The organism is Peribacillus sp. P4_D6 (assembly GCF_056401795.1).
The window spans coordinates 53,012-61,874 of the sequence record NZ_JBFUIQ010000019.1 but is presented as its reverse complement, the minus strand read 5'-3'; the positions used below and the strand labels follow the sequence as shown (position 1 = coordinate 61,874).

Here is an 8,863-nt window from a genome sequence, read left to right as displayed (position 1 = left end):
GCCCATCCATCGATGAGTGTGTCATAGCGGAGTATGCAATTTTTTTGTGTGGAATATAATGGGGATGACGAAGTTTGATCAAGGAAATTATCTTTGGCATCATCTTTACTAAATAATGATTGTAGGGGAAGTGGGTTTTGGTGGAACGTTGCAAAAATGTTTGGCTGGCAGTGTCCGGCCTTGTGATATCGGATAAAGGTGAGTGGCTAGTCGTGAACAAAAGGTATGGCGGATTGATAGGGCAATGGTCGCTTCCGGCAGGTTTTGTCAAAAATGATGAAACCGTCGATGAAGCTGTCATAAGGGAAGTGTTGGAGGAGACGGGCATTCATACAGAAATCGAAGGCATCGTAGGAGTGAGAAGCGGAGTCATCAAAGGGGATATAAGTGATAATATGTTGATATTTTTACTTAAACCGCTCAGCTTTGACGTAAATGCTCAATTGGATGAATTATATGAAGCGAAATTTTATCACCCTGATTTACTCATGAAGGAGGGGAAGCAATCGTTACTATTGGAACAGCTTTTAGCTTTTAAAAAGGAAAGAATGCAGACGATGCTTGACGGGTTGAATCCGGGAGATCAATTTGGATATACATCATATAAACTATTCTTGTAATTTGGGTAATTATCTTTTCTTCGGTATTATTTGGTATAAGTCGTTGACGCAGCAATTATTTTTTCAGTAAACTAAAGGTGTCGCTTTTAAGGAGGGTCAAGAATAACATGCCATTGCCTGTTTTAATTATCTCAATACTCTTATTTTTCATATTGTTTTTCGGAATTGGCTTTTTGCTGAATATGCTCTTTCGTTCTTCGTGGATCATGGTCTTCTTATTTCCAATCGTCTTCATCATCATTGTCAATGAAACAAAGCTAATAGAATATTTTAGGAATCCGGGAATATCTTTTTCCAATCTTGGTACGAACCTTACATCCCTGCATACGGCAGACATCATTATTTTATCAAGCGGGCTGCTTGGTGCGGTTTTAGCTGGTGTGGTCATCAGGATTCTAAGGAATAAAGGATATCAAATGTTTTAATAAGGGAAGGGCCGTCATTTATGGACGGTCCTTTTTTGTTTTCGCATACTTTGTTGCTATTTACCAAGTAGTGCGGTGTGGTTGATTTCCCCTCCAGATGCTCGCTTTCCGCGGGGCGGTGAGCATCCTCGGCGTAAACCCTGTGGGGTCTTCCGCTGCTCCCGCAGGCAGTCTGGCACTTCCGCTCCAATCAACCTTAAATAGTTTCGTTTTAAAAACAACGATCTTTACGAAAAGAGCCTTTTTTGTATGAAAAATTGGTTCTTTCCATGCTTTATGAATACTTTCACTCCGTAAAGGGAACAAATATCCTTGTGAGAGGAGTGGAATTGATACATATGAAGATTGTAAAGGCATTATTTTTGAGGGTTGCTATTATCATATTATTTATCTTGGCCATCGAATCGACCTTGAATCATGTTTTTGGGGCAGTTCCTGAAGATCATCCTTTTGAAGAGGCAATGAGACAACATCGAATGCTTGGTCTCGAATATAAAGCGATTCATAGTGGGGGGCAAGTGGCAACGCTAATGGCATCGGCATCTGCGAGCAATGGTCCCACGACGATAGCGGAGGCAATCGAGCTTTCGAAATACCCGAAGCATGAAGTTTTGGCTACAGGATATACAGCAGGGTATGAATCAACCGGAAAGTACCCGGAAAGCCCATCTTATGGAATCACATATTCAGGGGTGAAGGTGAAACGGGATTTGTTTTCCACCATTGCCGCCGATCTTGCCGTATTCCCTCTCGGAACCATCCTTTGGATTCCTGGCTATGGATATGGGGTTGTAGCGGACAAAGGTGGTGCGATCAAAGGGAATCATCTGGATCTATACTACGAAACGGTACAGGATGTGTACGAGAACTGGGGAAAGAAAACCCTTGAAGTATATGTTGTCCAAAAAGGGAACGGCGAATTATCCGAACAACAGTTAAGCAGGTTGAATGAAACCAAGATCAAGCAGGTATTCAAGCCGAAAATCGCTGAGAAAACATTGAATGAGAATGTAGCTTCTTTTGCTTTTTAAAGAGGAAAGTGAAAGGCTGCCTCAATTGAGGCAGCCTTTTCTGTTTCATTTGGGACGCCCTTAGGGCATGCCTTTGTAGGCTTCAGGATGCAGAGTCTTTGCCAATATGGACAGCCCATCCAGCAAACGCGGGGAAGGCCGGCAGAATAAAGGTTCTTCCATGATGTGAATATGGTTATTCCGGACGGCCTTCATATCAGTCCACCCTTGCCGTTTCTTGACAAGCGCAGGGTTTACTTTACGTAAAGGGACACCGACCCAAGCTAAGCAAATATGGTCGGGATCCTTTTTTTGGACCTCTTCGGAAGTGACTTGAATGCTTGCCATGTCGACATCCTCGAAAAGGTTATATCCTCCCGCAAGCGTACTGATCTCGGATAACCAATTAACTCCCCCGGGGCTGAATAAGGGATTAGGCCACCATTCCCAATACAGGGACGGCTTTGTTTCGATTTTATCGGCGATGTTTTTATATTGAAGGATGGCATCACGGAATTTGGCAGCCTGTTCCTCTGCTTTTTCCTTAAGATCCATCGCCTCGCCCAAGGTCAGTAAATCTTTTGCGATATCTTCAAGCGATTGCGGGTTGAAGATGATATGGGGGATGTTCCGTTCTTTTAGCCCCTCAATGTTTTTTTCCATGCCCGGTACACTCAGTGAAGCCAGCACCAAATCGGGTTTTAGTGATTCCACATGATCGATATCGATCGATAAGTCGGGCCCCACCTTAGGAAGATGCTGTAGGGTTTCAGGCCAATCAGAGTAGTCATCGATGGCGATCAGCTGATCTTCGATTCCTAGATATGTGCATAGTTCCGTATTGCTGGGGCAAAGAGAGATTATTTTCAAATTGAACACCTACCCTTGAAAGATGAAAAAGTGAAGTGCCAATGCAATGAATACTCCGGTCAAGGCTCCGAAAAATACCTCGATTGGCTTATGGCCCAACAGTTCCTTTAATTGCTGCTGTTTCTGTTTATCTGCTTTTTTCTGCCAGTTCTTTGCTTGCTCGACAAAGGTATTGAAGTCAGTAACGAGCTGGTTCAAGACGGCTGCCTGTTCTCCTGCCTGCCGTCTTACTCCTGTCGCGTCGAACATCGTGATGATTGCAAAGATCGCGGCAACGGCAAATACAGGGGAATCCATTCCGGTTTCGATCCCTACCGCCACGGTCAGGGCTGACACGGCCGCAGAGTGGGAGCTTGGCATACCGCCTGTGGAGTTAATGAGTGACCAGTTCACTTTGCGAAATGCTATGAAGTGGATGGGCACTTTGATGAATTGAGCAAAGAAAATGGCAATCAATGCTGCGATTAAAGGGAAGTTGAGTAATAATTCCAAGAGTATCAGCCTTCTTTCTAGTTATAAGTAAAGATGAAATCCATATATGGGTAAATGCATCCTGTTCGGAATAAGGCCCTTATTATTAGTTCCATTCAGTCCTGTCGATTCCCTGCCGGCATAAGTATAAATATGATCTTTCTTATACTATTACTCTAAAGTCACCCATTCTAAACAATATCCCTTGTTATTATTATTTTCGCGGCTTATTCGAAAATTTTTGAAGATTTCGTTATAATGAATGTAATAGAATGGAGGAGGTATCAGAATGTTCATAGTAAAAAATTCCTTAAATATAGATTTGATTGACGAATGCCTGATTCTAGGCGTATTTGACAGACCCGTAAAGTTCACAGGGATAGGAAAAGAAGCGGATGAACGATTGGATGGCCAGCTGACAGAGTTGGTGAAAGCCGGAGAAATCTCTTCCAAGAAAAAATCAGTGGTCAAAATACATACATTAGGTAAATTAAGCGTAAAGAGATTGATTTTTGTAGGGTTGGGCAAGGAAAAGGAGCTATCTTTTGAAACGCTCCGCGAAGCGTTGGGAAAAGCGCGTAAGACGATTAAAGAATCCAAGATTACGACAATTTCAATCGCGTTGGATACATTCACGACTGAAAATCTGGATGCATTGGATGCAGCGCATGCTTGTTCCGAAGCTTTTGAACTTGCATCCTATAAATTTGACGGATACAAGCAAAAATCGAACCAGGTCGAAAAAAGCCTTGAATCGATTACGGTTTACAGTGAATTTGATCAAGAAGAGGTCGGTGCCGCGCTGCATGTAGGGAGGATCTTCGGAAGGGCGACGAACTCAGCCAGAACATTGGTCAATACACCGGGCAATTTGCTGACTTCCACGGATTTGGCGGATTATTCATCTGCCTTGGGCGAACGTTATGGGTTTGAAGTGGAGATCCTCGAGAAGGAGGACATGCTCAAGTTGGGAATGGGCGCACTCCTTGCTGTCAATAAAGGTTCGGTCGAGCCTCCGAAAATGATCGTCCTGAAGTATCAAGGTAAGGATGAATGGAAGGATGTTATCGGGTTGGTCGGTAAAGGGATCACATTCGATACGGGTGGATACTCATTGAAAACGAAGGCTGGTATCGTTGGAATGAAGACGGATATGGGCGGTGCGGCAGCCGTTTTAGGTGCAATGGAAATCATCGGCGAATTGGGACCGGACCAAAATGTCGTGGCGGTCATTCCTTCCACTGATAACATGATCAGCGGTGATGCATTCAAGCCCGATGACGTGATCACTGCCATGAGCGGCAAGACGATAGAGGTATTGAACACGGATGCGGAAGGCCGTCTGGTTTTGGCGGATGCCATGACTTACGCTAAACATCATGGTGCCGACTATCTTATTGACGTTGCCACTTTAACGGGTGGTGTCATAACGGCGCTGGGCATGGATATGACGGGTGCAATGACAAATGACACGGAATTCTATGAACAAGTGGTCAAAGCCTCAGAGGAGGCCGGGGAGCCCATTTGGAGATTGCCGATTACGGAAAAGGATAAAGAGCGGGTACGCAATAGTAAAATAGCGGATTTGAATAATTCACCTGGAGGGGCGGGACATGCGATCATGGGCGGCGCCTTCATCGGTGAATTTGCCGAAGACACTCCGTGGGTCCATCTGGATATTGCCGGAACTTCCACAACCTCGAGCAACTCCGAATTGTGCACATCGGGGGCTACCGGTGTCATGGCACGCACGCTTGCACTATTGGTAGAAACCTTTGAAACGAAAACAAGATGATCCCAAATATCCGAAGCCGAAAATAGGCTTCGGTTTTTTTACCAAAAAGGTGTTGGACGGACGTTATGCCTCCCTCCATTTCAAGCTGACGATGATATGGCAATTTTCTTCTCCTGCTTTAGGATAGAAATCAAAACGGATCCCATCGGGGTTATACGTGATATCAGGTTCGTTCTTAATTCCTATCTTTCGGATCATATCGATCACGACATTTTTTTGCGATGCTTGGGCAGCAGTCATCAACCGGTTCGAGAAAGGCTTGGATGTGGCTATGGTATCCATGACCTTTTTTACATCAAGCATCAAAGATTGCGAGGTATTTGCCGATTTGACTAGCAGATCTGGATTGGTTGCCAAGTAGGGACGCAATGCCCGATTCCTGGCGTGAGGCGGAAATAGGATGGGATCATATAAAAAATAAGGGAAATCCTCCAAAAGGTTTCCTTCCTTTCATTAGGTCTGTCTATAGACACGTTTTCGTTATACGTTAAAATATGTATAAAGGCCAGCCGATATGATAGAGGTTTGTGAATGACCTTTTTCTGCAAAAAAACTTCTTGAAAATTATGATCAAAGACACACTATTATTTGTAAACTGCTTCATTGACAGGTATAGTGTATAGTAATATACTTACTTACCTAAAGTAAGGAGAAGGCACACTATAAATTATAAAATAGGTGATGTTAACATGAAAATAACCCAGGAAACAAAAGACCTTTTAATAGATAAAATGAATATCATCCAAACCCCCGGTAAAGCTGATATATGCCTTGTGGGACCTGTGAACCTGCCGGTTGAACAAGGAGATTTCTCGACGGTTTTCCAATGGTATACATGGCTTCAGCTTGACGGTTCGGATAATGACAAGGATACGGTGCTTGATTCGCTTTCGGAAGCGAACCTCGCTTTTGGACAGCAATCCTCCGTATTGGTTTATGGTGATTTTGAAAAGTCGGAGGATGCACTTGTCCGGATGCATAGCATCTGCCACACAGGTGATATCTTCGGCAGTAAACGCTGTGATTGCGGCTACCAGCTCCACCAATCGATGAAGATGATAGCCGAGCATGGGTGCGGGGCCATTTTTTACCTTGCGGACCATGAAGGAAGAGGGATTGGCCTGTTTTCCAAATCTCTTGCCTATTTGCTACAGCAGGAAGGTTATGACACGGTCGAGGCGAATGAGGCTTTAGGATTCGAAGACGATACGCGATCTTACGAGGGAGCCATTCGCGTGTTGAGGGAACTTCGTAAGGATCCGGTTACTTTAATCACGAACAACCCCAAAAAGCTGGATGCCCTCATGAAGCATGGACTTGCGGCAAAGGACCATATTCCGCTATGGGGCGGTTTGACGGAAGATAATAGTTTCTATCTCGATACAAAGGTCAAGAAGTCTGGACATATACCCACAAAGAAGCCAACTTTGATTGTATAAAGGAGAGCTATAGAATGAATGATGATCAATATTACATGAAGCTGGCACTGGATTTGGCAGCCAGTGCTAAAGGAAAGACGAATCCAAATCCAGTGGTCGGGGCAGTCATAGTGAAAGACGGTGTGATAGCCGGGACAGGGATTCACCGTAAAGCGGGTGAACCGCATGCGGAAGTACATGCTTTTAAAATGGCGGGTGAGTATGCAGAAGGTGCAACGCTTTATGTGACTCTTGAGCCTTGTTCCCATTATGGAAAGACACCTCCTTGTGCAAATTTGGTGAAAGAATCAGGTGTCCGGCGAGTCGTGGTTGCGACTCAAGATCCGAATCCGGAAGTGGCCGGCAGAGGAATATCGATCATAAAGGATGCAGGCATTGAAGTTGAAGTCGGCGTCCTGGAAAAGGAAGCTCAAAGGCTGAATGAGCGTTTTATTCACAATATGCTGACGGATCGTCCATTTGTCATATCGAAGTATGCGATGACGCTCGATGGAAAACTTGCAACCCACACAGGCCATTCAAAGTGGATAACAGGGGAAGAGTCACGTCATTCCGTTCATTTGCTTCGTAATGAGGTGGATGCCATCCTAGTTGGTATCGGGACTGTGTTGGCCGATGATCCATCACTGACGACCAGACTTCCGGAGGGCGGAGGGAAAAATCCGATCCGGATCATTTTAGACAGTGAATTACGGGTTCCATTGGATGCCAAAGTTGTAGAGGTATCAGATGCGAAGACCTTGATCGTAACGCAGGAAAATGCACCTGCGGATAAAATGGACCTTTTACGTGAAAAAGGGATCGAATTCATTTTCGTCCCCAAAAACGAGACGGGACTGAATCTAACGGCATTAATGGAAGAGCTGTATAAAAAGGGGATTACGGATGTCTTGCTGGAAGGCGGAAGCGAAGTGAATGCCTCATTCCTTAGGGAAGGGCTCATCGATAAATACTTGATTTATATAGCCCCTAAACTATTGGGCGGCAGAAACTCACTGACACCGTATACTGGCATGAATGTGGATACGATGGATGAAGCGATGGATGTTTCCTTTTCTGGCGTGGAAACGTTTGGTGAGGACATACGCATCACGGCTTATCCTAAATAAAAATAGACAACAGGTGAAGAGGCATGATGGTTAAATCAGATGTATGCATAGTCGGTTCAGGTCCTGGAGGTGCCCTGCTGGCTTACCTATTGGCCAAGCAGGACATTTCAGTCGTATTGCTTGAAAGGCATTCTGAAGTTTCAAGGGAGTTCAGGGGCGAGTTCTTGAACGATGAAGGAGAGGGCATTCTTAAAAAGCACGGTTTATTCAATAGTGTGGAAAAACTTGGCTTGCTTAGGATGGAACAAATTGAATATTGGCATGACGGCCAAATATTCAAAAGCATTATCCCGGAATGGCCTGTCAATCATGTTGGGATACATGTCCCTCAAAACCATCTGCTTAAAGCCATATTGAATGAAGCCGAAAAGCTGGACTCCTTTCAATTGATGATGAATACGAGGGTTACCGACTTGATGCAGAATGAAATGGGCCGTTTTACGGGTGTCAAGGCCCGTAATGACGGAAATGACCTTGAAGTGCAAAGTCCATTGATAATCGGAGCGGACGGCAGGTTTTCCATCGTTCGAAAAAAAGCGGGAATACCAGTCGAGATTAAAGGTCATGGCTATGATTTACTGTGGGCAAAAATTCCTGCTCCGGAGGGGTGGAAGCCTTCGATCAAGATGGCATTGGTCAATGGCTCCCAGGTTGCCCTCTTCACCCAGGCCGGAGGTTTCATCCAAATTGGATGGAATATAGAGCATGGTTCATTTCCCCATTTGCGAAAACAGCATTTTGAACCATTCATTGAAGATTTGCTTCTTGCCTTTCCTGAATTAAAAAAGGTTGTATGTGAAAATATCCGCTCTTGGCAGGACTTCATTTTATTGGATGTTTACAGCAGCTATTGTGAGACGTGGACAAAGGATGGCGTAGCTTTATTAGGTGATGCAGCCCATACGATGACGCCTACGGGTGCGTTCGGACTCAATTGTGCCATGAAGGATGCCGATATATTGGCCGAGCTTATTTCTGGATGCATCCTGCAGGGGGATACTGGCTTCCTTGGACTTAAAATGGCTGAGCCAAAAAGAAAAGCCGAGATTGAAAGATTACAGGCCATTCAGGTGGACAAGGAGATGTCCTTCGCATCACAGTTTGCTGCCGCTTATGTTTGAATA

General features: G+C 44.6%; 10 protein-coding genes. 7 read left to right on the top strand and 3 right to left on the bottom strand.

The annotated features are described in order from the left end of the window. Positions 1-140 precede the first annotated feature (140 nt). The 3 genes from AC1DVB_RS09235 to AC1DVB_RS09225 all read left to right on the top strand — a co-directional run bounded on the left by AC1DVB_RS09235 (position 141) and on the right by AC1DVB_RS09225 (position 2,076). On the top strand, positions 141-620 hold the full coding sequence (locus AC1DVB_RS09235; protein ID WP_477589021.1) for an NUDIX domain-containing protein: 480 nt from the start codon (positions 141-143) through the stop codon (positions 618-620). A 107-nt stretch (positions 621-727) separates the two neighbouring features. After that, positions 728-1,045, top strand: coding sequence for a YuiB family protein (locus AC1DVB_RS09230; protein ID WP_034310217.1), 318 nt, complete (start codon positions 728-730; stop codon positions 1,043-1,045). Between the two features lie 338 nt (positions 1,046-1,383). Next, positions 1,384-2,076, top strand: coding sequence for a 3D domain-containing protein (locus tag AC1DVB_RS09225; RefSeq protein ID WP_052137353.1), 693 nt, complete (start codon positions 1,384-1,386; stop codon positions 2,074-2,076). Between the two features lie 60 nt (positions 2,077-2,136). Here the strand turns inward: AC1DVB_RS09225 and AC1DVB_RS09220 are convergent, their stop codons facing one another. Together AC1DVB_RS09220 and AC1DVB_RS09215 are read right to left on the bottom strand one after the other, a co-directional pair. Beyond that, positions 2,137-2,925, bottom strand: a complete 789-nt coding sequence (locus tag AC1DVB_RS09220) for a cobalamin-binding protein (RefSeq protein ID WP_063574764.1) — start codon at positions 2,923-2,925, stop codon at positions 2,137-2,139. A 9-nt stretch (positions 2,926-2,934) separates the two neighbouring features. After that, the gene (locus AC1DVB_RS09215; RefSeq protein ID WP_034310222.1) at positions 2,935-3,417 is read right to left on the bottom strand and encodes a divergent PAP2 family protein; all 483 of its coding nucleotides are present in this window, start codon (positions 3,415-3,417) and stop codon (positions 2,935-2,937) included. A 268-nt stretch (positions 3,418-3,685) separates the two neighbouring features. Here AC1DVB_RS09215 and AC1DVB_RS09210 point away from each other — a divergent pair, with 268 nt between their 5' ends. Next, entirely contained in the window at positions 3,686-5,191 is a 1,506-nt protein-coding gene (locus tag AC1DVB_RS09210; protein WP_377331255.1) for a leucyl aminopeptidase, read from the top strand. A gap of 63 nt (positions 5,192-5,254) precedes the next feature. Here the strand turns inward: AC1DVB_RS09210 and AC1DVB_RS09205 are convergent, their stop codons facing one another. Beyond that, the gene (locus AC1DVB_RS09205; protein ID WP_057278042.1) at positions 5,255-5,626 is read right to left on the bottom strand and encodes a YuzC family spore coat inner layer protein; all 372 of its coding nucleotides are present in this window, start codon (positions 5,624-5,626) and stop codon (positions 5,255-5,257) included. A gap of 254 nt (positions 5,627-5,880) precedes the next feature. Here AC1DVB_RS09205 and AC1DVB_RS09200 point away from each other — a divergent pair, with 254 nt between their 5' ends. The 3 genes from AC1DVB_RS09200 to AC1DVB_RS09190 are packed head-to-tail and all read left to right on the top strand — an operon-like array spanning position 5,881 to position 8,860. Continuing rightward, a complete protein-coding gene (locus AC1DVB_RS09200; protein WP_095679242.1) occupies positions 5,881-6,630 on the top strand; it encodes a GTP cyclohydrolase II in 750 nt (249 codons plus the stop codon). A gap of 14 nt (positions 6,631-6,644) precedes the next feature. After that, complete coding sequence (gene ribD, locus AC1DVB_RS09195; protein WP_377331258.1) at positions 6,645-7,739, top strand: bifunctional diaminohydroxyphosphoribosylaminopyrimidine deaminase/5-amino-6-(5-phosphoribosylamino)uracil reductase RibD; 1,095 nt, start codon at positions 6,645-6,647, stop codon at positions 7,737-7,739. 23 nt (positions 7,740-7,762) lie between these two features. Beyond that, entirely contained in the window at positions 7,763-8,860 is a 1,098-nt protein-coding gene (locus tag AC1DVB_RS09190; RefSeq protein WP_057278039.1) for an FAD-dependent monooxygenase, read from the top strand. Positions 8,861-8,863: the final 3 nt, after the last annotated feature.

Excerpts from the sequence above, each read along its gene's own strand:
- AC1DVB_RS09230 (WP_034310217.1), top strand. The coding sequence starts at position 728 with ATGCCATTGCCTGTTTTAATTATCTCAATACTCTTATTTTTCATATTG.
- AC1DVB_RS09225 (WP_052137353.1), top strand. The coding sequence starts at position 1,384 with ATGAAGATTGTAAAGGCATTATTTTTGAGGGTTGCTATTATCATATTA.
- AC1DVB_RS09210 (WP_377331255.1), top strand. The coding sequence starts at position 3,686 with ATGTTCATAGTAAAAAATTCCTTAAATATAGATTTGATTGACGAATGC.
- AC1DVB_RS09200 (WP_095679242.1), top strand. The coding sequence starts at position 5,881 with ATGAAAATAACCCAGGAAACAAAAGACCTTTTAATAGATAAAATGAAT.
- ribD (WP_377331258.1), top strand. The coding sequence starts at position 6,645 with ATGAATGATGATCAATATTACATGAAGCTGGCACTGGATTTGGCAGCC.
- AC1DVB_RS09190 (WP_057278039.1), top strand. The coding sequence starts at position 7,763 with ATGATGGTTAAATCAGATGTATGCATAGTCGGTTCAGGTCCTGGAGGT.